Below are 21495 nucleotides of genomic sequence, written 5' to 3'. Positions count from 1 at the left end.
ATCGCGAGCAAGCTCGCTCCCACACGTTGGTCTGCGATGTTCTTGGATGGGCACGCAACAAAAAGGCCCCCATTGCGGGAGCCTTGATGTTCAGCGGGTCGGCTTACATGTTCGGGTAGGTCGGTCCGCCAGCGCCTTCCGGGGTCACCCAGGTGATGTTCTGGGCCGGGTCTTTAATGTCGCAAGTCTTGCAGTGCACGCAGTTCTGGGCGTTGATCTGGAAGCGTTTCTCGCCGTCTTCCTTGGTCACCACCTCATACACGCCGGCCGGGCAGTAGCGCTGGGCCGGTTCGTCGTACAGCGGCAGGTTCTTGGCCAGCGGGATGCTTGGATCGGTCAGCTTCAGGTGGCAGGGCTGTTCTTCTTCATGGTTGGTACCGGAGATGAACACCGAGCTGAGTTTGTCGAAGCTGATCTTGCCGTCCGGTTTCGGGTAGTCGATCTTCTTGCAATCGGCCGCCAGCTTCAGGCAGGCGTAGTCAGGCTTGTTGTCGTGCAGGGTGAACGGCAGCTTGCCACCGAAGATGTTCTGGTCGAGCCAGTTGAAGCCGCCGCCGATGATCGCGCCGTACTTGTGGATCGCCGCGCCGAAGTTACGGCTGGCGAACAGTTCTTCATACAGCCAGCTGTTCTTGAAGCCGTCGACGTAAGCGGTCAGTTCATCACCGCCTTCGGACTCGGCGAACAGGCGATCGGCCACCGCCTCGGCGGCGAGCATGCCGGACTTCATGGCGGTGTGGCTGCCTTTGATCTTGGCGAAGTTCAACGTGCCGAGGTCGCAGCCGATCAGGGCGCCGCCCTTGAAGACCATTTTAGGCAGCGAGTTCAGGCCGCCCTTGCAGATGGCGCGGGCGCCGTAGCTGACGCGCTTGCCGCCTTCCAGGTACTGCTTGAGCACCGGGTGGTGCTTGAGGCGCTGGAACTCGTCGAAGGGCGACAGGTAGGTATTGCTGTAGGACAGGTCGACGATCAGGCCGACCACCACCTGGTTGTTTTCCAGGTGATAAAGGAACGAACCGCCGGTGTTCTCGGTGCCCATGATGTCCAGCGGCCAGCCGGCGGTGTGCACCACCAGGCCCGGTTGATGCTTGGCCGGGTCGATTTCCCAGATTTCCTTCAAGCCGATGCCGTAGTGCTGGGCGTCGGCGTCGCTGTCGAGGTTGAAGCGCTTGATCAGTTGCTTGCCGATATGGCCACGGCAGCCTTCGGCAAACAGCGTGTACTTGCCGCGCAGTTCCATGCCGGGGGTGTACAGGCCTTCTTTCGGGTGGCCTTCGCGGTCGACACCCAAATCGCCGGTGATGATCCCGCGGACCACGCCATTTTCGTCGAACAGCGCTTCCTGGGCGGCGAAGCCTGGGTAGATTTCCACGCCCAGGTTCTCGGCCTGCTGGGCCAGCCAGCGGCACAGGTTGCCCAGGGAAATAATATAGTTGCCTTCGTTGTGCATGGTCTTGGGCACGAAGAAGTCAGGGACTTTGCTCGCACTGTCGGCGTTCTTCAGGACATAAATGTCATCGCGCTTGACCGGGGTATTGAGCGGCGCGCCCAGTTCCTTCCAGTCGGGGAACAGTTCGTTCAGGGCACGGGGTTCGAACACCGCACCGGAGAGAATGTGCGCACCGACTTCGGAGCCTTTTTCGACCACGCAGACGCTGATTTCCTTACCGGCTTCGGCGGCCTTCTGTTTCAGTCGGCAAGCGGCAGACAGGCCAGCGGGGCCGGCACCGACGATGACCACGTCGAATTCCATGTATTCGCGTTCCACAGGCTATCTCCTACTCAAGGCTCACGGTTTTTTTCTAATTGGAGGTTGGGCGTTGCATCCGTTGTTGACTCGCAAAACTGACGAAAGTGACAACGGATCAGACGCGGGTCTCTCTGGGTGGCGCATTATATCTACACCACTCTCAGGGTCCAATACAAACGTTTGTTTGAAATTGCCGCAGCCCAGATAAATCACTGACGTACGGCTTATGCCTGGCCATTTTGCCGTATTGACCGGAATAGGCGTTCCGGTCAAGATACGGGCGGTTTTGCGCTCGCCGTAGGCTGACTGTTGGTTTCAAGAGCACCTCTAAAGACAGGGCGAAGGCAGCACAAAGTGACGTATTGCGTGGCTCGGATGCGCAGTTTACACGCCGCGATATTGAATGACTCATCGGTCTCGCCGACCAATGGTCTTCACTCCCGTGAGCAGGGTCATGTGTGGTTCATGCCGGCGTTTTTAGAGGTGCCCTTGCGCCCATGAGCATCAACCGCCAGGTTCGCCTAGGCGACTTTCTTTTCACCGGAGAGTAACGAGGAATCCATGAAGGTTCTTGTAGCTGTCAAACGAGTGGTCGACTATAACGTCAAGGTTCGCGTCAAGGCGGACAACTCCGGCGTCGACCTCGCCAACGTCAAGATGTCGATGAACCCTTTCTGCGAAATCGCCGTAGAAGAAGCCGTACGCCTGAAAGAGAAGGGCGTGGCGACTGAGATCGTCGTTGTCTCCATCGGCCCGACCACCGCCCAGGAGCAACTGCGCACTGCGCTGGCGCTGGGTGCCGATCGCGCCATCCTCGTCGAATCCGCCGAAGACCTGACCTCCCTGGCCGTGGCCAAGCTGCTCAAGGCCGTTGTCGACAAGGAACAACCACAGCTGGTGATCCTCGGCAAACAAGCCATCGACAGCGACAACAACCAGACCGGCCAGATGCTCGCTGCATTGAGCGGCTACGGTCAGGGCACGTTCGCGTCCAAGGTCGAAGTCAGCGGCGACAGCGTTGCCGTGACCCGTGAAATCGACGGCGGCGCGCAGACCGTTTCCTTGAAGCTGCCAGCCATCGTCACCACCGACCTGCGTTTGAACGAGCCGCGCTATGCGTCCCTGCCAAACATCATGAAGGCGAAGAAGAAGCCGCTTGAAGTGCTGACGCCTGACGCTTTGGGCGTTTCCACCGCCTCCACCAACAAGACCGTGAAAGTCGAAGCGCCGGCGGCACGCAGCGCGGGCATCAAGGTCAAGTCGGTGGCTGAACTGGTCGAGAAACTGAAAAACGAAGCGAAGGTAATCTAACTATGACTATCTTGGTAATCGCCGAACACGATAACAAGGCGCTGGCTCCGGCCACGCTGAACACCGTTGCTGCCGCGGCCAAAATCGGCGGCGACGTTCACGTACTGGTCGCCGGGCAGGGCGCTGGCGCCGTAGCCGAAGCCGCCGCGAAAATTGCCGGCGTGGCAAAAGTACTGTCGGCCGACAACGCCGCCTACGCAAACCAGCTGCCGGAAAACGTTGCGCCACTGGTCACCGAGCTGGGCAAGGGCTACAGCCACATCCTGGCTGCCGCCACGTCCAACGGCAAGAACATCCTGCCGCGCGTTGCCGCTGCCCTGGATGTCGACCAGATCTCCGAGATCATCTCGGTAGAAAGCGCCGACACCTTCAAGCGTCCGATCTACGCCGGTAACGCCATTGCCACCGTGCAATCGACTGCCGCGATCAAGGTCATCACCGTGCGCGCCACCGGTTTCGACCCGGTTGCCGCCGAAGGTGGCTCGGCTGCCGTCGAAGCCGTAGGCGCTGCCCACGACGCCGGCATTTCCAGCTTCGTCAACGAAGAACTGGCCAAGTCCGACCGTCCTGAGCTGACCGCTGCCAAAATCGTCGTTTCCGGCGGCCGCGGCATGCAGAACGGTGACAACTTCAAGCACCTGTACGCCCTGGCCGACAAGCTGGGCGCTGCCGTAGGTGCTTCCCGCGCCGCGGTCGATGCCGGTTTTGTTCCGAACGATATGCAGGTCGGTCAGACCGGCAAGATCGTTGCGCCACAGTTGTACATCGCCGTCGGTATCTCCGGCGCGATCCAGCACCTGGCCGGTATGAAAGACTCCAAAGTGATCGTTGCGATCAACAAGGACGAAGAAGCGCCGATCTTCCAGGTGGCCGATTACGGCCTGGTCGCTGACCTGTTCGAAGCAGTCCCCGAGTTGGAGAAGCTGGTCTAATCCGGCTTCTTCACTTATAAAGAGCCCGGCTTTGGCGGTAGCAGTGTTCATTTGAGGGTTGTCTGGATCATCGTGGCGAGGGAGCAAGCTTGCTCGCCACAGATCCATTCCCTTGATGACAACGCTACGGCCTGGCCGGGCTTTTTATCGTCTGCATTTTGAAGGGGAGCGTGTCGCCATGGATCTTCGCCGTTTGGCCGGCTGGCCGTTGTTGGGCCTGTTGATGGTCGGGCCTGGGTTGGCGCTCGCTGCCGGCAAGTGTGAACGACTGATCGCCACCGGCAGCCCGGATGCGCCGCCTTATCTTTGGCAAGACCCCCAGGACCCCAAGCATCTGATTGGCGCCGGTGCCGACCTGCTGACGCAAGTGGCGGCGCAACTGGGCATCAAGATTGAGCTGCTCTATGCCGGCAAGCGTGCCCAGGCGCTGGACGAAGTGCGCAGCGGGCGCATGGACTTGCTCACCGATGCACCGCTGACCACGACCGGGCTCGAAGCCCTGGACTACGTGCATCCGCCGCTGCTGGAAAACGATTACCTGGTCTGGACCCGCAAGGACTCCACGCTGGTCATCAACCGCCCCGAAGACCTTCATGGACATACCGGCGCCTTGTCGGAAAAGTCACGTATGACTGCAGGATTCGGCGTTTTTGCAGAGCAGCAATTGTCCCTCACCCGTACGCCAAACCTGACCCAGGCCTTTCAGAAATTGCTGTTGGGAGAGGTGGAATATGTCCTGGCGGGACGCTACTCGGGCCTGGCCATGGCGCAGACACTGGGGATGGCGAATGACCTGCAGGCCGCGCCGCAACCGGTGGATAAGCCTGGCCTGTTCCTCGCGGTTTCCCATAACTCGGCCTGCAATGACCCATGGTTACGCGGACAGCTGGCGCAAAAGATGACAGAATTGTCCGCGTCCGGCCTGGCAGAGGCTGTGTTGCAACGCAATCTAGAGCGCTGGAACACACAGTTGCAGTCTCCTGTCGGTGCCCCAAAACAGTAGGGAACATTAGTGACTATTCGACCTCTTTTCGCTGCCCTGGCCGTTCTGGCTCTGGCGGGTTGCGCAGCCGATCCGGCGCCGAATGAACAGATCCGCCTGACCGAACAGGCCTTGGAGCAGGCCCGGGCCGTGGGCGCCAACGCCGACGAAGTGCCCGAGTTGAAACTGGCTGAAGAAAAGTTCGCCCGGGCCAAATCCAACATGGCCGACGAGTCCTACAAGAAGGCGCGCATGCGCGCCGAGCAGGCTGAACTGGATGCACGCCTGGCGGAAGCGAAGGTGTTGACCCTCAAGAGCCAGGAACAACTGAACGTGCTCGACACGCGTATCAAGCGCTTGCGCAAACAACTGAGGGAGGACGCCCAATGAAGTCGTCCCAAGTCCTCGGCGGCCTGGTTATTGCCGGCCTGGCGAGTCTGTATGGCTGTGCGGGCCAGCGTAGCGAAGCCGCGCTCGACCAGGCCAGTGCCGATTTCCAGAAGGTCAAGGAAGACGCCAATGTATTGCGCGCCGCGCCCCGGGATGTGATCCGCGCCGGCGAATCCCTGGCCCGTGCCGATCGCTTGTCCACCTACTGGGGCAGCGGGGAAGACGTGCAGCATTACGCTTACTTGAGCCAGCGCTACAGCGCGATCGCCCGTGAACACAGCAACCAGGTGCTCAACGAAGAGCGTGCGGCGAAGCTCGAACTGGAGCGCCAGCGCCTGCAACTGGCCTTGCGCGAATCCAAGCTGCTCAGCGTGCAACAGCAGGGCAAGTGGCTGGAGGAACAGATCATGGCCATGGCCACCACCCAGACCGATCGCGGCCTGGTGATGACCCTGGGCGATGTGCTGTTCGACACCGGCGAAGCGGAGTTGAAGAATTCGGCCAATCGGGTCGTGCTCAAGATCGTCCAGTTCCTGCAGCTCAACCCCAAGCGCGTGGTGCGCATCGAGGGGTACACCGACAGCACTGGCGGTCGCCAGGAAAACCTCAAGCTGTCCCGCGACCGCGCACAGGCGGTGGCGGATGTGCTGGTGGACTTAGGGATTGATGAGAAGCGCATCGAAGTCCAGGGCTACGGTGACGACTACCCGGTGGACGTCAACGCCACCGAGCGTGGCCGGGCCCAGAACCGTCGCGTCGAGATCGTGTTCTCCGACGAGAAAGGCCAGCTCGGCGCCGCCCGCTGAGGGCGGCGTCACTGGAAAGCCCGGCGCCTTGAAGGTGCCGGGTTTTTTTTGCCAGTGAATCGGGGCAATGAGTACAGTTGGGGCTGTCACTGCACTGTACGGTCGAGTAATCTGGCAACTGTCCCAGTACACTTCTAAACTGTTCCGGTATCGTTTCCGACAAGAATAAAATGCCCGTGAAATCGAGTGCTGCGTCATGACCAACCTTCTGCTCTATCAACGTATTGCTCAACAGCTGGCTGAAGACATCCGGCGCGGTGTGTACCAGCCCGGGGAGCGCGTGCCGTCGGTGCGCAAGATGAGCTCGCAGCTCAATGTCAGCCACGCCACGGTATTGCAGGCCTACGCGAACCTTGAAGACCAGGGGTTGATTCGCGCGCGGCCGCAATCGGGTTACTACGTGCACCAGACGCCGGCCCTGACGGCGCCGACGCCGGACATCGCCCGGGTAGAGCGGCCGGGGCTGGTGACGCGCAGCAGCATCATCCAGCAGGTACTGGTCGAATCGCGCCGCGAGGGGGTGTTTCCCTTGGGAGCGGCGGTGCCTAGCGTCGACTACTTACCGGTGCGGGCGTTGCATCAGCAGTTGGCGAAGGTCACGCGCTTCCACAGCCCACGGGCCTTCAGCTACATGTTCAGCCCGGGCTTCGAGCCGTTGCGACGCCAGGTGGCGATTCGCATGCGCGATGCCGGCGTGGTGGTGGACCCCTCCGAAGTAGTGATCACCCACGGTTGCGTCGATGCCTTGCAGATGTCCTTGCGGGTACTGACCCGACCGGGGGACCTGATCGCCGCCGAGTCGCCGACTTACTATGGCTTGTTGCAACTGGCCGACCTGCTGGGCCTCAAGGTCATCGAGATCCCCAGCGACCCGGTTACCGGCATGAGCCTTGAAGCCCTGCAACTGGCGGCCAACCAATGGTCGATCAAGGCGCTGGTGCTGACCACGCGCCTGAGCAACCCGTTGGGCGGCACCATGCCCGAGGAGCGGCAGAAACAATTGTTGCGCCTGGCATCGGACTTCGACATCCAGATCGTCGAGGACGATATCTACGGCGAACTGATGTTCGAGCAAGGGCGGACCAAGGCCCTCAAGGCCTACGATCGGCTGGACCGGGTCATATATTGCTCGAGTTTTTCCAAGACGTTGTCGCCGGGCGTACGCATCGGTTGGATGATCGCCGGCAAGTTCCAGCAGGAAATCCAGCGCTTGCAGACCTTCAGCACCCATTCGGCGTGCAGCGTCACGCAGATGGGGATCGCGGCGTACCTGGAAAATGGCGGGTATGACCGCCACCTGCGCTATATCCGCCAGGAGTACCGAAAGAACCTCAGTGCTTTCCAGTTGGCGGTGCAGCAGTACTTCCCCGAAGGCACTCAGATGAGCCGTCCCACCGGCGGTTTCATCCTGTGGGTCAGCCTGCCGGGCCGGGTCAACACCCAAGAGCTGCACGTCCGGGCATTGCAGCAGGGCATCAGTATTGCGCCGGGGCTGATCTTCAGTAACACCGAGCAGTTCAACCATTGCATCCGCCTGAACTGCGGTACGCCGTGGAACCGCGAGGCAGAGCGGGCCTTGATGACACTGGGGCTATTGGCCACCCAACTGTGCCAAGAGACCGCCAACGGGTTTTTATAGGAATCAGCACCTTAGCCTGATGTGCTTGTCAGCGCCTCATTATCAGGCGAGCATGGGGGCCTCTGCCGTTATTGCCGTTGTGTGTTATGAAAGCCATTGCTCCTGCTGCCTGGGTTTTGATCGGCCTGCTCACCGCGTTTCAGGCGGGAGGTGTCATGGCGGCTTCGGCGCAGGATAAACCGGCCGCCAGCGCCACCCGCGATGCCTCGAAGAAACCCGTCGTGGCCAAGAAAGCCCCGGTGAAGAAACCCGCCGCGACGAAGAAAAAACGCGCGCCCATCGCGTCCAAGAGCAAATCCGCCCGTGAGGTCGCCAAGACCCCGTTGCCCCCCGCGAAGCTGGACTTGAGCCTGCCCCACGACATGGTCGAGGCGTTGCAGCCGCCGGGCAAGGTGGTGACGCCCAAGCATGAGCCGCTGTTGCCGTCCATGTTCGGCCAGAAGCCCGGTCCCTTCCAACTCAATGGCCGTTTGCTGAGCAACGAGATGCAACTGCCCCTGCGCAACCCCGAGCGCAGTGAATTGGAGGGCGCGGCACTGGACTTCGAATTCAAGCAATAAACCGGTGCCATCATGCAGTTCGTCGCTGACCGATCGGTCATGCGTGCCGTGGTCAAAAAAACACGCAGCCAGTAATTTAAAACAGGTGTTTTAGCCGTTACTCTGTGTTTGTTACCAACCATTACCGCCGTGAGGATGTCGTCGCATGAAATGCCGTGAAGGCTGTGGCGCCTGCTGCATCGCCCCTTCCATCAGTTCACCGATCCCTGGCATGCCCGACGGCAAGCCGGCGGGAGAACGTTGCGTGCAGTTGTCGGTCGATAATCTGTGCCTGATTTTCGGTCAGCCGCAGCGTCCGGCCGTGTGCTCGGGGTTCCAGGCAGACATCGAGGTGTGCGGCAGCAGCCGTGAAGAAGCCATCCGCCTGATCGACTGGTGGGAGCAAGTCACGGCGGCGTAATGGGGCACTGTGCGCAATTCAAATGAACGAACAATAAGGAAAAAAACCATGGGTTCGCTGCATCGTATGGCCATGTTGTGTGGGTTGACCGTGTTGATGGCAACCGCAACCGCTCAGGCGGAAGACTGGCAGGTCGCCAAGGAGCAGGACGGCATCAAGGTTTCGCTCAGCGAAGTGGCCGGCTCCAAGTACAAGGCCTATCGCGGCGTGACCGTGATGAAAACCACCATGGCCAAGCTGCGCGCCCTGCAGGAAGACGTGCCGGGTGCCTGTGCGTGGATTCATGAATGCAAGAGCCAGAAGCTGCTCAAGCACGAAGGCAATCAGAGCTGGACCTACACCCAGTTCAACACGCCATGGCCGGTGACCTCCCGGGACTCGGTGTTGGAAGTCACCACCGAAGAAGGCGCCGATGGCAGCCTGACCCGCAAGCTCAAGGGCGTGCCGACCTACCTGCCGGAAGAAAAGGGTTTCGTGCGCGTCACCCAGGTCGACGGCTATTGGAAGTTCGCGCCCAAGGGCGCCGACCAGATCGAGGTGACCTATCAGGTCCACACCGAACCAGGAGGCGATGTACCGTCCTGGCTGGCGAACAAGTTCGTGGTGGATGCGCCGTTCAACACCTTGAAAGCCCTGAGGGACCGCGCCGAAAAATAATCGCCGCGTGAGCCTCGCGAGACCGCCCACGTGGCGGTCTTTTCATGTGTGCCGTCCACCGGCCTGGTGGAACGATTGTTCAGCCCTCAATGTCGAGATAAAGGTAATCCCGGCCCTGAATTGATCAAGGAGATACCGATGCAAAAGTGGGAAATCACTTTCGTGGATGATCATGGCGAAGCCATCGCCGAGCAGTTCGACTATGAACAGGAGCCCACGATGGAACAGGCGGCGCAATTGATTCGCGAAAAGCTGCTGCCGGTGCCCGCAAAGCTGGACCTCAACGATCTGGAAGGGCGCACCGAGGACCCGACGGTCAAGAATCTCAAGTCCCAGCACAGTATTGAAATCATCAGCATTAAATCGATTTCATGAAATCGTTGGCTGGCCTCGCTTGGCAGTGGCCATCACTTGAAGCTACTCTGCAATTGAGATCAGCGAAAGGATCGCCAAGGTCCGGTCTTGTCAGCTACATGCTTGTGTCCCGACGGCAATTTGATGCCGTATCGCCTGCAACCTCCGGGTGGCACGCACGGGAAGACGGAAAGTCTATCCATCTGTTAGGAGGACGTTTCATGAGCACAGCCTATCAAGAAGACATCAGCACCCACGTGTTGCGCCGCATGAAAGAAGGCGGTTTCGATTTTTCCCGATTCCATCCCATCGAGTTCTACGCCATTTTCCCGGACGAGGAGCGGGCGCGCAGGGCGGCAGGTCAATTTCGGGGCGAGTCGTTGAACGCGCAGGTCAGTGCCCGGGACGACGGGGCATGGTCGTTGGAATTGAGCCGGGTGATGTACGCGACCTACGATGACATTGGAGACTTCGAGCAAGATTTCGAGGCCGTCGTGGAACCCTTGGGCGGCGTCATCGAGGGGTGGGGAGTCAAGCAGGAGATCCGACGCCTGCAGGGCTGATTGCCTACCTGCGTAACCCGAACAACGGCTGACCTTGGGGTCGGCCGTTTTCATGTGTGGCCCGGGCTGGCCCCGCAACCGCTGTCGAGCACGGCCCGCCCGCGCCAGGGTCATTGGGGTTGCTTGCGCCCCGCCATGTGCTTGAGGTAGCCCACCAGCAGGTCCAGTTCCGAATCTGGCAGCACCGCCGCCGAAAACCCCGGCATCTTGCCCTGGGGCCAGCGGCGCAGGCCTTGCGGGTCACGGATGTAGTGCTTGAGAAAATCGCCGGAGAAGTACTCGGTCGGATTGAAGGGGATGTTCAGGTCCGGCCCGAATTGCGCGTCGCCTGCGCCGTTGAGTCGATGGCACGCCAGGCAATGCTTCTGGAACAGTTCGAAACCTTTGTTGACCGGGTCGTCCTTCGCCAGGCTGGCGGCCGGCAGCAGGGCAGGGAAGCGTTCGGCCACCGCCGGCAAGCGCTTGATGGTGGCGACCGCGTAGGGCCATTGCTCGGGGCTGATGGGGCCCGCCTGGGGATCCGTCCAGACCAGGTAGAAAGGTCCGGCGCTGGACTTGCCTTCACTCAGCGGCGGCCATGGGCTGGCCGGGTCTTCGATCGCGAGCCAGGCTCGCGCACCGTGGCGTTCGAGCAGCGGCGCGGCGGGCATTTCTGCCGCGAAGCCATCCAGGGCAACGGCCTGCAGATGATCGCTTGGCTGCACCCCCGTCAACAGCGCCGCCAGCGGCACGGCGCGATATGTCATTGGCTTCTTGTAGGAAACGTCCTCAGCGATCTGGATCGTCCGGGCTTCGGGGTGCTTGAGCAAGGCCTCGGTTTGCCAGGTGCGCGCATTCGCGCCGAGGTCCAGCACCAACTGCGCGGCATACAAGGGCGAGCTGAGCAGCAGCGCCCCGATCATGAGGAGAGCTTTCAAGGGGGTCGCCTTCCGTGTCGAGGGGAGCGCAAAGATTGGCACAGCCACCCCGACCCGAACAACGAGCCCCGCTACTTTTTTGGTGATGCAGATGTCTGGATGCAGGCGGCGCGCGTACGACTCAGCCGATCACCTTGGTGATGTTCGGCAAGATCAACAGCAGCGTCGTGGCAAAGAGAATGAGCCCGGCTTGACGAACTTTCGAATGTTTGAACATGGCTGACCCGCCTTTATTGTTATTTCCTGAGGCCAGCCTGCATCTCCATGACGGCTGGCGTTGCACTTCCTGTTTGACAAGTGCCTCGGCAAAACCCGACGACTTTCTTGTACAAGGATTACATTAGGGGCCGCAGCCGGCTTGGCTTAGATCCAATTCGTATCAATGGCTGTATTTTTTCTATTAAAACGGCATGAGGCCTATTGCCACCTTCTTGAAGGCCCTTTGGCTAGACAGCTCGCTCTCCTGAAACGGTTAACCCGATAGCTCACTACCGTTCGTCTGAGCGTGGCCGTCAACGTCATTGAGCGCTGCGGTCATTGAATCCGACGCCGTTGGGCTTATGGTGAAGACCTCGCATTACGCCCCGAGGACGTCATGACCCAAGCTTTGATTTTCGATGCCGTGCGCACGCCCCGTGGCAAGGGCAAGGCCGACGGTGCCTTGCACAGCGTCAAGCCGGTGAACCTGATGGGCGGCTTGCTCGGCGCCTTGCAGCAACGCATGGACCTGGACACCAGCCAGGTCGACGACATCGTGCTCGGATGCGTGACGCCGGTGGGCGAACAGGGCGCCGACATCGCCAAGACCGCCGCGCTGGTGGCCGACTGGGATGTCAGCGTTGCGGGTGTACAGCTCAACCGGTTCTGCGCCTCCGGCCTGGAAGCGGTGAACCTGGCGGCCATGAAGGTGCGCTCCGGGTTCGAGGACCTGGTGGTGGCGGGCGGCGTCGAATCGATGTCCCGGGTGCCCATGGGCAGCGATGGCGGCGCGTGGGCATTGGACCCGCAATCCAACCTGCACGGTCATTTCATTCCCCAGGGGATTGGCGCCGACCTGATCGCCACGCTCGAAGGTTTCAGCCGCGAGGCAGTCGATGCCTATGCGCTGCATTCCCAGCAAAAGGCGGCGCGAGCCCGGGCTGAGGGAGCGTTCGATAAGTCCCTGGTGGCGGTACGGGACCAGAATGGCATTGTGCTGCTGGACCATGATGAATTCATTCGTGCCGACTCCACGCTCGAAGGCCTGGGCCAGCTCAAGCCGAGTTTCGAAGCCATGGGCCAGATGGGGTTCGACGGCACCGCGCTGCGGGTCTACAGCCATGTCGAGCGCATCCACCATGTGCACACGCCGGGCAACAGTTCCGGCATCGTCGACGGTGCGGCGGCGATGTTGATCGGCTCCGAAGCCAAGGGGCGGGCAATGGGCCTGCAACCGCGGGCGCGCATCGTCGCCACGGCCGTCACCAGCACCGACCCGACCATCATGCTCACCGGCCCGGCCCCGGCCACTCGCAAGGCCTTGGTCAAGGCCGGGTTGCGGGTGGAGGACATCGACCTGTTCGAAGTCAACGAAGCCTTCGCCTCGGTGGTGCTCAAGTTCATCAAGGACATGGCCATTGACCCCGCCAAGGTCAACGTCAATGGCGGCTCCATTGCCTTGGGGCATCCGTTGGGCGCCACCGGGTGCGCGATCCTCGGCACCTTGCTCGATGAATTGGAGGCACGGCGCCTGCGTTATGGCCTGGCGACCCTGTGTGTCGGCGGCGGGATGGGCATTGCCACCGTCATCGAACGCCTCTGAGCCCGACTTCAAGGAACACTTTTCATGACCGATGCCATCCGTTACGAAACCGGCGCCGACCGGATCGTCGTCCTGACCCTCGACCTGCCGGGCCAGAGCGCCAACACCATGAATGCGGCGTACCGGGAGGCCATGGCGGCCTGCCTGTCCCGTCTGATCGCCGAGAAGGCGTCAATCGCCGGTGTGATCATCACCTCGGCCAAGAAGACCTTTTTTGCTGGCGGCGACCTCAACGAGCTGGTCAAGGTCGGCAAGCCCGAGGCCCAGGCGTTCTACGCCAGCGTCCTGGATCTCAAGGCGCAATTGCGCACCCTGGAAACCCTCGGCAAACCGGTAGTGGCGGCGATCAACGGCGCGGCGCTGGGGGGTGGTTGGGAGATCTGCCTGGCTTGCCATCATCGGGTGGCGCTGGATCATCCGTCGGTGCAGATCGGCCTGCCGGAAGTCACCCTCGGCCTGTTGCCGGGCGGCGGCGGGGTGGTGCGCATGGTCCGCCTGCTCGGCCTGGAGCAGGCGTTGCCGTATCTGCTGGAAGGCAAGAAGGTTCGCCCGCAACAGGCGTTGCAGGCAGGATTGATCGACGCGCTGGCGGCAGACCGTGACGAGCTGTTGGCCAAGGCCCGGGCCTGGATCCTGGCCAACCCCGGCGTGGCCCAGCCATGGGACGTGAAGGGCTACCGGATCCCAGGTGGCACGTCGACCGAGCCAAAAATGGCGCAGATGCTGGCGATCATGCCTTCGATCCTGCGCAACAAGACCCAAGGCTGCCTGCCCGCGCCGGAGAAGATACTCTGCGCGGCCGTGGAAGGCGCTCAGGTGGATTTCAACACCGCTCACCTGATCGAAACCCGCTATTTCACTGAATTGGTCACCGGCCAGGTGGCCAAGAACCTGATCGGGACCTTCTGGTTCCAGCTCAACGAGATCAAGGCTGGCGGCTCTCGCCCACACGGTTTTGCGCAGTCTCTGACGAAGAAAGTTGGCGTCCTGGGGGCCGGCATGATGGGCGCCGGCATTGCCTACGTCAGCGCCGTGGCCGGTATCGACGTGGTGCTCAAGGATGTCGACCTGGCCGCAGCGCAAAAGGGCAAGGCCCGTTCGGCGGCGCTGCTGGACAAGAAGATCGCCCGCGGCCAGCTCACTGTCGAGCAGCGCGACGCCACGCTGGCGCGGATCCATGCCACCGGCAGCGACGCGGACCTGGCCGGTTGCGACCTGATCATCGAGGCGGTGTTCGAGGACCGCGCCTTGAAGGCTCAGGTGTCGGCGGCCGCCCAGGCCGTGGCGGGGCCTGAGGCGGTGATCGCTTCCAACACCTCGACCTTGCCCATCACCGGCCTGGCCACGGCGGTGCCTGACCCGAGCCGGTTCATCGGCCTGCATTTCTTCAGCCCGGTGGAGAAAATGCCCCTGGTGGAGATCATCAAGGGGGCACGCACCGGCGATGAAACCTTGGCGCGGGCCTTCGACTTTGTCCTGCAGATCAACAAGACGCCGATAGTGGTCAACGACAGCCGCGGCTTCTTTACCTCCCGGGTGTTCGGCACCTATACCAGCGAGGGCATCGCCATGCTCGGCGAAGGTGTGAGCGCGCCGATGATCGAGACCGAGGCGCGCAAGGCCGGAATGCCGGTCGGTCCCCTGGCGATCGCTGACGAAGTGTCCCTCAGCCTGATGAACCATATCCGCGTGCAAACCGCCAAGGACCTGCAGGCCGAAGGGACAGCACCGAGCGAACACCCGGCCTTCGCCGTGATCGACGTACTGCTCAACGAATACAAGCGACCGGGCAAGGCCGCGGGCGGTGGTTTCTATGATTACCCGACCACCGGGTCGAAGCATCTCTGGCCGGGTCTCAAGAGCCGCTTCGAGCAAGCCGACGGGCAGATTTCACCGCAGGATGTCCGCGATCGCCTGCTGTTTATCCAAGCCTTGGAAACCGTGCGTTGCGTGGAGGAAGGTGTGCTCACGTCGACCGCCGATGCCAACGTCGGCTCGATCTTCGGCATCGGCTTTGCGGCCTGGACCGGTGGCGCCTTGCAGTTCATCAATCAGTACGGCTTGCCGGATTTCGTCGCTCGCGCCCAATACCTCGCCGAGCAGTACGGTGAACGCTTCTCGCCGCCGGCCTTGCTGTTGGAAAAAGCCGCTCGCCAGGAACTGTTCTGAGACGCCGTGAGGGGCTTGCCTTGGGACCGTGTTTCAGGGCAGGCTCTGGGGTGTGCAATATTCCCATCACGTGTCAGGTATTTTTTATGTCGTTACGCATCTGCATTCTGGAAACCGATATCCTGCGTCCGGAACTGGTCGACCAATATCAGGGGTACGGGCAGATGTTCCAGCGGCTGTTTTCACAGCAGCCCATCGCGGCGCAATTTATCGTGTACAACGTGATGGAGGGGCATTACCCCGACGATAGCGAACAGTTCGACGCTTATTTGGTGACCGGCAGCAAGGCCGACTCCTTTGGCACCGACCCTTGGATTCAAACCCTCAAGACCTACCTGCTGGACCGCTACCAGCGGGGCGACAAGCTGCTCGGCGTGTGCTTTGGTCATCAATTGCTGGCCTTGCTGCTGGGCGGCAAGACCGAGCGCGCCACCCAGGGCTGGGGTGTCGGCACCCATCGCTACAAACTCGCCGCCAAGGCGCCGTGGATGAGCCCGGTGAAAGAAGAACTGACGCTGCTGATCAGCCACCAGGACCAGGTCACCGAATTGCCCGAAAACGCCACGGTGATCGCTTCGAGCGATTTCTGCCCGTACGCCGCCTACCACATCAACGACCAGGTGCTGTGCTTCCAGGGGCATCCGGAATTCATCCACGATTACTCCCGCGCCTTGCTGGAGCTTCGGCAGCAGCACCTGGGCGAGCAGGTCTACAGCCAGGGCGTGGCCAGCCTCGACCAGGAGCACCATGGCACGACCGTGGCGGAGTGGATGATGCGCTTCGTTGCCCACAAGCCCGAGGCCGCGACCCAGGGTTGATGCCATTGGGCTGACCCAAGTGCCACAGTGACCCCCAGTCACTGTGGCAGTGAGCCTGCTCGCGAAGAGGTCGGCCCAATCCCCGCGCCGCGGGCTGAACCGCTACAGCCAACCCGAGCGCTTGAAGCTGGCCCACAATGCCGTGCACCCAATGGTAATCACCCCCAGCACCGTGAAGTAGCCGTAGTGCCAGCTCAACTCCGGCATGTCCTGGAAATTCATCCCGTAGATCCCGGCCACCGCCGTCGGAAACGCCAGGATCGCCGCCCACGCCGCGAACTTGCGCTGGACCACGCTCTGGCGTGAGGCCTCGAGCAGTACACCGACTTCGATGGTCTGGCTGGCGATGTCCGCCAGGGTCGTCAGGTCCTCCATCTGCCGCGTGACGTGAATCTGCACGTCGCGGAAGTATGGGCGCATGTTCTTGTCGATGAACGGGAAGTTGAGCTTCTGCAACTCTTCGCTGATCTCCACCATCGGCGCCGCATAACGACGCAGGCGCAACACGTCACGGCGCAGGCTGTGCAGATTCTGGATGTCCCGCTCGTTCAAGGCGCTGCACAGCACGTGGTGCTCCAGTTCATCGATCTCGGCATGAATGGCTTCGCCCATCGGCTGGTAGTTTTCAATCACGAAATCGAGGATGGCGTAGAGCACGAAATCTTCCCCGTGCTCCAGCAGAAGTGGACGCGCCTCACAGCGTTGTCGGACGTGGGCGTAGGATGCCGAGTGGCCGTTGCGGGCGGTGATGATGTAGCCCTTGCCGGCAAAGATATGCGTCTCGATGAACTGCAACTTGCCGTCCTTGCGAATCGGCGAATAGGTCACGATGAACAGGGCATCGCCGAAGGTTTCCAGCTTGGGGCGGCTGTGCTTTTCCATCGCATCTTCAATGGCCAGTTCGTGCAGGTTGAACTGGCGTTGCAAGTTGTTCAGCTCCTGGGCGCTGGGTTCTTCCAGACCGATCCAGACAAAATGGCCAGGTTTCGCAGCCCAGGCGCTGCCTTCGTCGAGGGTGATATTGGTGACTTTCTTACCGGCGCTGTATACCGCAGCAGCAACGACTCTACCCATGGTGATGGTTCACTTCTTGGAAAATGGCAGTGGCACGCAACGTCCAGCTTAGCGTGCGCTGTCATTTGAGAGTCAGCAAAATCTGCCGAGTTTCCGCGGGCAAAAGAAAACCCGCCATCAGGCGGGTTTGCACTCAAGCGGTTTGCGCTTGCCGGTCCAGCGAGGCGATGCACTCGCGCATCTGTTCACGGCACTGGGCGATGAGCTGGGGCATGTCATCCATGCTCAGCCCGGCTGTAGGAATTGCCGGTAATGAGCGTATGAAAATATCACCGCTGCGCCAGCGATTGAGGTGCATGTGCTTGACGTAGTTGCTCACGCACACCGGGATAATCGGCACCCCGGCCGCGATGGCCATCTGAAAGGCGCCTTTCTTGAACGGCAGCAGGTCGGCCCCGAGGTTGCGTGTGCCTTCCGGGAACACCCAGATCGAGGTGTCCTCATGTTGCAGCGTATGGGTGGTGGTCAGCATCGCCCGGCGTGCCCTGATGGCATTGCCACGGTCGATCAACACGTTGCCGGCCAACCAGAACAACTGCCCGAACAGCGGCACCCACTTCAGGCTCTTCTTGCCAATGCACACGGTACGGTACGGCACCACGTTGCCGAACACGAACAGGTCATAGTTGGATTGATGATTGGCGATGATCACGCAGCTCGGGGGTTTATCCATCAACGAGGTGACGTCGGCCCTGACCCGCAGGCGCAGGATCCACATCGCCGGCAGCGCGTACAGCCGGGCGCACAGACGGCTGTTGTCCGGGTTGAACGGCCGGCAGATACCAAGGATCAACCCCAGCACACCTGCCAGGACAAAATGCAGTCCCATCAACAACATACGCAGTACAAACAGCATCTACAGGCCCTGTTGCGACAAAAGTGGGCGCAGTGTACGGTTGTGCACTGTTTTCGGCAATTGTCCCTATAGAGGTAGGAGATGGACGACGTTCACGGGGAACGCTCCCCGAAGGCATGGCGGAAACAGGCTAAGCCGGTCGCTGATTTTTAAACAGGGCAGGTGGGAAAAGTCGACAGAGGACCGTGGCGAAGGCGCATGATCCTTCGCCACGGGGTTGATCCAGCCATGTTGGCTGGTGGAAGGGGTTAACCCAAGTGTTCCTGATCCTGCAGGATCGCACTGTCCAGTGTCTCCAACAGCGCCTTGCGCACCTTCAACTTGGTGTTCTTGTGGGCGGTCATGTTGAGTTTCTTCAACTGACGCGCCGCCTCCAGCGCGGCTTCTTGCAGTTCCTGCGCCGACACCACCTTGTCGAGGAAGCCCGCACCCACTGCGTCCTGCGGGTTGAACATCTCGGCGTTGATCACCGAGCGGTGAAAGGCCGACTTGCGCAAGCGGTCACGGGCCAGCTCGATACCGGCGTGGTGCATGGTCATGCCGATCTGCACTTCATTCAGGCCGATGCTGAACGGTCCGTCCACGCCAATGCGGTAGTCCGCCGACAGCAGCAGGAACGCGCCCTTGGCCACGGCATGCCCCGGGCACGCGACGACGACAGGGAAGGGGTGCGACAACAGGCGACGGGCCAGCGTCGAGCCGGCCGTGACCAGGCTCACCGCTTGCTGAGGGCCGGCCGTCATGACCTTCAGGTCATAGCCACCGGACAGGATCCCCGGTTGCCCGGTGATGATCACCACCGCCCGATCCGCCGTCGCCTGGTCCAGCGCAGCGTTGAGCGCGACAATCACATCGGGCGAGATGGCATTCACCTTGCCGTTGTTCAAGGTCAGGGTCGCGATACCGTCTTCGAGATGGTAGCCAATCAGGTCGCTCATCACGCTATTCCTTGTAAGAGAAGTGAGGCAGACGTTACCCACCGCCGCATGCCAGGTAAAGCGCCGTGACTGACTCACCGGTCAGCCCTGACATCGACAAACCGTCTGGCCTGCCCATCCGGCCTTACCTTCATCCCTGGCCTCGTCCCCACGCACACCCGGAGATTGGCCGGTTTGCCATGTTCCGACGCGTTTGAAATGCCCGAACACCTTAACCGCATGAAAATTCTGAAAAAAACCTTTGCCATCGGAAAGCCTTTCGACTACATTAGCGCGCCTCGACAGACTGAACAGTTTGCCGAGATACGGTGAAGTGTCCGAGTGGCTTAAGGAGCACGCCTGGAAAGTGTGTATACAGGAAACTGTATCGAGAGTTCGAATCTCTCCTTCACCGCCACATTCTGAAAACACAAACCCCTGATTTTCCTAGAGAAAGTCAGGGGTTCGTGGTTTTTGGTGTTTGGAAAAAAGCGGATATGAACCAAACGACCCTGTTCGCGCCAAGCCGAGGCGGTCCATATCCGTGCTTTCCCCTCGGAACTAAAGACGCCAGCGGGCCTTACACAATGTCTCCATCATCCTGGGCGGCGGGGCGTGTGGGCGCTGAGGACGTTGCTGGGGTCTGCGCAGCGGTGAGCGGCTGCAGGGGTATGTTCTGACCTTGAACGGCTGGGCCTTGGGAGGAGGCCACCGTGCGTTGCCTCAGCGCTCCAATGCTTTTGTCCCAGGCCGATTGGGAGGTGGAGCCAATGACGCCAGCGGCGCTGATGACGCCATCCCCTGCCGCTTGAACTGCACTTTTGGTGTGGCTGGCCCCTGAAACAGCGACCTCTTTGGCAAACTTGGCGCCGCTGAGCGATGTCTTGAGTGCAAGCTCACCGCCTTTGACGGCCACTCTGCCCACGGCATCTGCGCTCCCTTCTACTGCTTTGGGTACATGGGCATCGACAGCCTCGGTGGCTTTTTTCGGTAGTGAGCCACCTAGCGAGGCGCCGGCTGCCCACAGCCCGAAAGCCAGTGTACCCAATACGTTTTTTACCCCCTCCGAGGCAGCGGTAGCGGCCATTGCCCCTAGTTGCCTGGATTTGGCCAAGTTGGCCGTGGCGGTTGTAGCCGCGCCCATCGCAGAAAATCCCCCAGTCAGGAGGCCATTTCCCAGGACACTGACCGGGTCCAGGATCTCTTTCAGGGCATCGCCGCTGATGATCGCATTCAGAGCTGTAGCCGAGCCTTCACCAAGCCGCGCGGAGACCATCTTGACCAGGGCAGTGGCATCGAGATCCTTTAAAGTCTCGAAGTCATCCAGCCATTCGGTCTCTTGATCAAGAGGCTTATGAGGCTGCCCCTGCGGTACAGCATCTCGACGACCATAGAGCATTGCTGGCTCGGCCAAGTGGTTCGTGCGATCGCGGCTCACAGCGTAATGCTCAATTGCGATGCCCACGAGGATAGCCGTGACGGGGCGTAGGGCGGGCTGCAGGATGGCATCCAGCTCCTCTCGGCCGGCAGCCGTCATGGCCAGCGTCGATGCGTACATCGCGGTATTACGGACGGCAAACCCGACAAGCCACTTATTGGCTTCGTCGAAGGCGTTGCGCAATGGGCCTTTGTCCAATGCCAGCAGCTTTTGCGCCACTGACGCTTGAAGCGCCGGGTGCAGTGCTTGGCTATCGGGCTTAAGGTAGTAACCCGGCTTGAGGCCTGCAATCATCTTGTTGCCGGCAGCATCAGCCATACCGGCATACAAGCATGACATAGCGTTCTCTATCGCCGCTTGGCGTACGGTATTGGCATGCTGGCCCCCTACCTGAAGGATGGACGGACTGAAATTACCTGCCTCGGTAAGCGCTGCAAAGGGCGTCCCCCCCATCCCCGACTTTATTGATGCAAACAGTCTGTCGGCTCTGGCCGCGTTTTTTTCCACCTTCTCCATGTCATGGACGTTATAGCCCTTCGCCTCTAACCGTTGGGCACGGTCATCGCGAATCGCGTTCAGCTCCCTGTTGTGGGGGCTTGCGGTCGAGGCAAGGGGGTGGCCGGAGTCGGCATCTCTCTCCAGGTGAGCCTCGAAATGGTCTTGAAGCCGGCTACTCATCGCCAGCCCGGTAGGGCCGAGGTTGGGAGAGTGGGAGACCTGTGGCGCTGCATCGGGCTGTAGCTCATCAGGTACACGCGTCATCTCGCGGTTTGCACTCACATTAATCGTATCCATGGCATTACCCTCTGGTGATCGGCAGATAGAAGCATGCAAATGACTTCGGTGGCCTACGCGCCCACCCGCCATCATTCCCCCGCCCCGACACATCTCGATCTGGACGCTATGAGCGGCGACATCCTTGCCCTGAGTGGCGATGACGGAAGAAACGTTCCAAAGGAGAGCGGTTTTATTCCACTTGAACGGTTTGGCTGAGAAACCCCTTGCGGGCTTCGATGAATCGGCGATAGCTGGCTTGAGGTCGGCAACGTTGTGTCCGGTCTTCAATCGCGCCAGCACTCATCGCCAGGCAGCATCAGGCAAATACGCAACAGTATCGAGCTACAGGGGCCCGGCGCATGCCGTTAAGGTTTTCCTGCGACT

The 21495-nt window shown here is 60.9% G+C and carries 20 protein-coding genes and 1 tRNA gene; 15 read left to right on the top strand and 6 right to left on the bottom strand.

The genetic code is table 11. The features are described from left to right. Positions 1-103: 103 nt before the first annotated feature. Positions 104-1768, bottom strand: a complete 1665-nt coding sequence (locus VM99_09425; GenBank protein ID AKJ98267.1) for an electron transfer flavoprotein-ubiquinone oxidoreductase — start codon at positions 1766-1768, stop codon at positions 104-106. Between the two features lie 543 nt (positions 1769-2311). On the opposite strand from VM99_09425, the gene VM99_09420 reads away from it, so the two are divergent. The 11 genes from VM99_09420 (at position 2312) to VM99_09370 (ending at position 10344) form a co-directional block, all read left to right on the top strand. Beyond that, the gene (locus tag VM99_09420) at positions 2312-3061 is read left to right on the top strand and encodes an electron transporter RnfB (GenBank protein AKJ98266.1); all 750 of its coding nucleotides are present in this window, start codon (positions 2312-2314) and stop codon (positions 3059-3061) included. Positions 3062-3063: 2 nt separating this feature from the next. Next, on the top strand, positions 3064-3993 hold the full coding sequence (locus tag VM99_09415; protein AKJ98265.1) for an electron transfer flavoprotein subunit beta: 930 nt from the start codon (positions 3064-3066) through the stop codon (positions 3991-3993). 178 nt (positions 3994-4171) lie between these two features. Next, positions 4172-4996 carry an ABC transporter substrate-binding protein gene (locus VM99_09410; GenBank protein AKJ98264.1) on the top strand — a complete coding sequence of 275 codons (825 nt, stop codon included), beginning with the start codon at positions 4172-4174 and terminating at the stop codon, positions 4994-4996. Between the two features lie 9 nt (positions 4997-5005). Next, on the top strand, positions 5006-5365 hold the full coding sequence (locus tag VM99_09405; protein AKJ98263.1) for a lipoprotein: 360 nt from the start codon (positions 5006-5008) through the stop codon (positions 5363-5365). After that, positions 5362-6171: a membrane protein gene (locus tag VM99_09400; GenBank protein AKJ98262.1), complete on the top strand. Its 810-nt coding sequence runs from the start codon at positions 5362-5364 to the stop codon at positions 6169-6171. The genes VM99_09405 and VM99_09400 overlap by 4 nt, the downstream gene beginning before the upstream one ends. A 196-nt stretch (positions 6172-6367) precedes the next feature. After that, positions 6368-7810, top strand: coding sequence for a GntR family transcriptional regulator (locus tag VM99_09395; GenBank protein ID AKJ98261.1), 1443 nt, complete (start codon positions 6368-6370; stop codon positions 7808-7810). Between the two features lie 86 nt (positions 7811-7896). Continuing rightward, positions 7897-8370, top strand: a complete 474-nt coding sequence (locus tag VM99_09390; protein ID AKJ98260.1) for a translation initiation factor 2 — start codon at positions 7897-7899, stop codon at positions 8368-8370. 145 nt (positions 8371-8515) lie between these two features. Further along, the gene (locus tag VM99_09385) at positions 8516-8770 is read left to right on the top strand and encodes a hypothetical protein (GenBank protein ID AKJ98259.1); all 255 of its coding nucleotides are present in this window, start codon (positions 8516-8518) and stop codon (positions 8768-8770) included. A 48-nt stretch (positions 8771-8818) separates the two neighbouring features. Next, positions 8819-9427 carry a hypothetical protein gene (locus VM99_09380; protein ID AKJ98258.1) on the top strand — a complete coding sequence of 203 codons (609 nt, stop codon included), beginning with the start codon at positions 8819-8821 and terminating at the stop codon, positions 9425-9427. 138 nt (positions 9428-9565) lie between these two features. Continuing rightward, on the top strand, positions 9566-9802 hold the full coding sequence (locus VM99_09375; GenBank protein AKJ98257.1) for a hypothetical protein: 237 nt from the start codon (positions 9566-9568) through the stop codon (positions 9800-9802). Between the two features lie 200 nt (positions 9803-10002). After that, positions 10003-10344 carry a superfamily II DNA/RNA helicase, SNF2 family protein gene (locus VM99_09370; GenBank protein ID AKJ98256.1) on the top strand — a complete coding sequence of 114 codons (342 nt, stop codon included), beginning with the start codon at positions 10003-10005 and terminating at the stop codon, positions 10342-10344. A gap of 110 nt (positions 10345-10454) precedes the next feature. Here VM99_09370 and VM99_09365 read toward each other — a convergent pair whose 3' ends face one another. Further along, entirely contained in the window at positions 10455-11261 is an 807-nt protein-coding gene (locus VM99_09365) for a cytochrome C (GenBank protein ID AKJ98255.1), read from the bottom strand. A gap of 595 nt (positions 11262-11856) precedes the next feature. On the opposite strand from VM99_09365, the gene VM99_09360 reads away from it, so the two are divergent. The 3 genes from VM99_09360 to VM99_09350 all read left to right on the top strand — a co-directional run bounded on the left by VM99_09360 (position 11857) and on the right by VM99_09350 (position 16049). Further along, positions 11857-13062 (top strand): acetyl-CoA acetyltransferase, encoded by a 1206-nt coding sequence (locus tag VM99_09360; protein AKJ98254.1) that lies wholly within the window; start codon positions 11857-11859, stop codon positions 13060-13062. 24 nt (positions 13063-13086) lie between these two features. Then, positions 13087-15231, top strand: a complete 2145-nt coding sequence (locus tag VM99_09355) for a 3-hydroxyacyl-CoA dehydrogenase (GenBank protein AKJ98253.1) — start codon at positions 13087-13089, stop codon at positions 15229-15231. An 86-nt stretch (positions 15232-15317) separates the two neighbouring features. Further along, positions 15318-16049, top strand: coding sequence for an amidotransferase (locus VM99_09350; protein AKJ98252.1), 732 nt, complete (start codon positions 15318-15320; stop codon positions 16047-16049). A 102-nt stretch (positions 16050-16151) separates the two neighbouring features. Here the strand turns inward: VM99_09350 and VM99_09345 are convergent, their stop codons facing one another. The 3 genes from VM99_09345 to VM99_09335 all read right to left on the bottom strand — a co-directional run bounded on the left by VM99_09345 (position 16152) and on the right by VM99_09335 (position 18917). Continuing rightward, positions 16152-17123: a magnesium transporter gene (locus VM99_09345; GenBank protein AKJ98251.1), complete on the bottom strand. Its 972-nt coding sequence runs from the start codon at positions 17121-17123 to the stop codon at positions 16152-16154. A gap of 133 nt (positions 17124-17256) precedes the next feature. Beyond that, positions 17257-17979, bottom strand: coding sequence for an acyl-phosphate glycerol 3-phosphate acyltransferase (locus VM99_09340; GenBank protein ID AKJ98250.1), 723 nt, complete (start codon positions 17977-17979; stop codon positions 17257-17259). Between the two features lie 248 nt (positions 17980-18227). Beyond that, positions 18228-18917 carry an enoyl-CoA hydratase gene (locus VM99_09335; protein AKJ98249.1) on the bottom strand — a complete coding sequence of 230 codons (690 nt, stop codon included), beginning with the start codon at positions 18915-18917 and terminating at the stop codon, positions 18228-18230. A 307-nt stretch (positions 18918-19224) separates the two neighbouring features. Here VM99_09335 and VM99_09330 point away from each other — a divergent pair. Continuing rightward, positions 19225-19314, top strand: a tRNA-Ser gene (locus tag VM99_09330). Positions 19315-19476: 162 nt separating this feature from the next. On the opposite strand, the gene VM99_09325 is transcribed toward VM99_09330, so the two are convergent. After that, positions 19477-21129: a RopAA-2 gene (locus VM99_09325; protein ID AKK01723.1), complete on the bottom strand. Its 1653-nt coding sequence runs from the start codon at positions 21127-21129 to the stop codon at positions 19477-19479. Positions 21130-21495: the final 366 nt, after the last annotated feature.

Origin of the sequence: Pseudomonas chlororaphis, from assembly GCA_001023535.1 — a bacterium.
Taxonomy (GTDB): domain Bacteria; phylum Pseudomonadota; class Gammaproteobacteria; order Pseudomonadales; family Pseudomonadaceae; genus Aquipseudomonas; species Aquipseudomonas chlororaphis_E.
This window is presented reverse-complemented; position numbering and strand designations above follow the sequence as displayed.

Bases quoted from the DNA above. Each gene is read 5' to 3' on its own strand.
- VM99_09345 (AKJ98251.1), bottom strand. From the start codon at position 17,123: ATGGGTAGAGTCGTTGCTGCTGCGGTATACAGCGCCGGTAAGAAAGTC.
- VM99_09400 (AKJ98262.1), top strand. From the start codon at position 5,362: ATGAAGTCGTCCCAAGTCCTCGGCGGCCTGGTTATTGCCGGCCTGGCG.
- VM99_09325 (AKK01723.1), bottom strand. From the start codon at position 21,129: ATGGATACGATTAATGTGAGTGCAAACCGCGAGATGACGCGTGTACCT.
- VM99_09335 (AKJ98249.1), bottom strand. From the start codon at position 18,917: ATGAGCGACCTGATTGGCTACCATCTCGAAGACGGTATCGCGACCCTG.
- VM99_09370 (AKJ98256.1), top strand. From the start codon at position 10,003: ATGAGCACAGCCTATCAAGAAGACATCAGCACCCACGTGTTGCGCCGC.
- VM99_09415 (AKJ98265.1), top strand. From the start codon at position 3,064: ATGACTATCTTGGTAATCGCCGAACACGATAACAAGGCGCTGGCTCCG.
- VM99_09410 (AKJ98264.1), top strand. From the start codon at position 4,172: ATGGATCTTCGCCGTTTGGCCGGCTGGCCGTTGTTGGGCCTGTTGATG.
- VM99_09390 (AKJ98260.1), top strand. From the start codon at position 7,897: ATGAAAGCCATTGCTCCTGCTGCCTGGGTTTTGATCGGCCTGCTCACC.
- VM99_09360 (AKJ98254.1), top strand. From the start codon at position 11,857: ATGACCCAAGCTTTGATTTTCGATGCCGTGCGCACGCCCCGTGGCAAG.
- VM99_09380 (AKJ98258.1), top strand. From the start codon at position 8,819: ATGGGTTCGCTGCATCGTATGGCCATGTTGTGTGGGTTGACCGTGTTG.
- VM99_09385 (AKJ98259.1), top strand. From the start codon at position 8,516: ATGAAATGCCGTGAAGGCTGTGGCGCCTGCTGCATCGCCCCTTCCATC.
- VM99_09395 (AKJ98261.1), top strand. From the start codon at position 6,368: ATGACCAACCTTCTGCTCTATCAACGTATTGCTCAACAGCTGGCTGAA.
- VM99_09340 (AKJ98250.1), bottom strand. From the start codon at position 17,979: ATGCTGTTTGTACTGCGTATGTTGTTGATGGGACTGCATTTTGTCCTG.
- VM99_09420 (AKJ98266.1), top strand. From the start codon at position 2,312: ATGAAGGTTCTTGTAGCTGTCAAACGAGTGGTCGACTATAACGTCAAG.
- VM99_09375 (AKJ98257.1), top strand. From the start codon at position 9,566: ATGCAAAAGTGGGAAATCACTTTCGTGGATGATCATGGCGAAGCCATC.
- VM99_09350 (AKJ98252.1), top strand. From the start codon at position 15,318: ATGTCGTTACGCATCTGCATTCTGGAAACCGATATCCTGCGTCCGGAA.
- VM99_09355 (AKJ98253.1), top strand. From the start codon at position 13,087: ATGACCGATGCCATCCGTTACGAAACCGGCGCCGACCGGATCGTCGTC.